2 protein-coding genes are annotated in these 2,117 nt (G+C 58.3%); both read left to right on the plus strand.

Annotated elements, in window-relative coordinates; all coding sequences use genetic code 11:
• Nucleotides 1-159: 159 nt before the first annotated feature.
• On the plus strand, nt 160-1,731 hold the full coding sequence (locus NBW84_RS06795; protein ID WP_250282745.1) for a restriction endonuclease subunit S: 1,572 nt from the start codon (nt 160-162) through the stop codon (nt 1,729-1,731).
• Nucleotides 1,728-2,117 (plus strand): type I restriction-modification system subunit M N-terminal domain-containing protein (locus tag NBW84_RS06800; RefSeq protein ID WP_250282747.1); only part of this gene is annotated, 390 nt, incomplete at its 3' end. The genes NBW84_RS06795 and NBW84_RS06800, both read left to right, overlap by 4 nt.

Here is a 2,117-nt window from a genome sequence, read left to right on the forward strand (position 1 = left end):
GACCTCCATCCGCACCGTGGTAGCCACCAGCGCCGGCATCAGCCCGGACGATTTCAAACACGAACCTTTCAAGGCCCGTGGCGGCGGCCGCGGCTTCGCCCACGCCTTCCCGAGCCGCAACGCCCGCGCCCTCCTGGCCGAACTGAATCGAGAACTGGCTTGAGCGAGTTTGCCATCCATCCGGAATGGGAATGGATTGAGCTTGGGGAAGTAGCAACCTCCGTCAAAAATGGAATCTATATCTCACGACCCAGCGCTACTCCAGACGGAATTCCCATCCTTCGCATCAGCGCAGTGCGCCCCATGCGGCTAGATCTCTCAGATCTTCGCTATACAGGCATGACCCTCGATGAAATCGAGGAAAAGGATGGACTTACCGAACCCGGAGATCTTCTCTTTACCAGATACAACGGAAATATAAACCTTGTTGGCGCGTGTGCCCGAGTTCCAGATAACACTCCGACGATTTCCTACCCTGATAAATTGATACGCGTAAAACTATCCACAGAGATAAGTAGTCGCTTCGTTTGCTACGCATGGGCATGGTCCGAAATAAATAAAAAACTGCGGCAGCACATTAAAACGACCGCAGGCCAGGCGGGTATTTCGGGCAGCTCTCTGAAGAGCATCAAGATCCCAATAGCGCCGCTCGCGGAGCAGCACCGCATCGTCGAATCCCTCGAAGAGCACCTCTCCCGCCTCGACGCAGGAATTTCTAGCCTCAAACTGGTAGAGGAAAAAGTTCAACGTTTTATTTCAACGCTGTATGGGCGTGCCGCGTCGGGATACTTCAGCCGCCCAATTCGGGATGATGAGGCAGTCAACGAATCTTCCGTCCAGGAAGCCACTCGGTCACAGGCCAGTCGTCGCTGGAAGCCTTCACCGTCTTTTCGCATCCCCGGGTACACAGCCCCGAAAAACTGGTCAATTATCAGCCTCGGGGATTTGTGCCACAGTTTTGGCTACGGAACTTCCACAAAATGTGACTACGGAGCCCCCGGCTACCCCGTGCTCCGCATACCCAACATTCAGAGTGGATCCATCGACCTGTCAGATATCAAGAATGCTGTTGACTCAACTCTCGACCTCACGCGCTTCTCCCTAGCCCCCAGAGATCTTCTTTTTGTGCGGACCAACGGTAGCAAAAATCTGATCGGCCGCGTAGGGGTAGTTGAGGATGAGCTACCCTACGCCTTCGCCTCCTATCTGATAAGATTTTGCCTGACACAGGGTTTTGTAGAACCCCGGTGGGTCCAGATGGTCACGCAGAGTCCACCCTGGAGAAAAGCCATCGAAAACTACTCCGCATCGTCCGCCGGCCAGTATAATCTTAGCTCTGAAATTCTTAGCAGGATTCCTGTGCCGATTCCTCCATTGGACGTCCAACGTAAGACGCTTGATATCGTAGACGCGATGGTAACCGGAGCCATACGCCTGTCCAAAACCGGTGATATCGCATTGGCACGATCGGAGAGATTGCGGAGCGCTCTGTTGCAGCGTGCCTTCAGTGGAGAACTTGTCCCGCAGGATCCCGCTGACGAACCGGCGTCCGCGTTGCTGGACCGGATTCGGACTGAGCGTGCGGCTCAGGGTGCACGAAGTGGCAAGGGCGGGGGCAGGCGGGCTGGGCGTCGTCCTCGTGGGGCTGTGGCTACAGTCGATGGGCCGTCGGGCTTCGTGGCCACGGCGTCCGTCCCCGCTGATGCTGTTCAACAGGAGCTTGCGCTGTGACTCCCGCTTCCCCCGCTCAGGCGCATGCGCAGACCAGCTCGCTGGTCGCGAAGCTGTGGAACTACTGCAACGTGCTGCGGGACAGCGGGCTGTCCACCATCGAGTACGTCGAGCAGCTGTCCTACCTGCTCTTCCTCAAGATGGCCGACGAGATCGCCAGTGATCCGTTCACCGAGGAGGAGGCCCGGCCGGTCGTCCCGGCCGCGTTCGACTGGCAGGCGCTCGCCCGGCTCAAAGGCGTCGACCTGGAGGTCCACTACCGGCGGACCCTGGAGGCGCTGGCGAGGAACGCCGGCACCACCCTCGGCACGATCTTCGCCAAGGCGCAGAACCGGATCACCGAGCCCGCGCTGCTGGAGAGGCTCGTCATCGACCTGATCGGCCGA

The sequence above is a fragment of the Protofrankia sp. CiP1_Cm_nod2 genome (assembly GCF_920664355.1).
Taxonomy (GTDB): domain Bacteria; phylum Actinomycetota; class Actinomycetes; order Frankiales; family Frankiaceae; genus Protofrankia.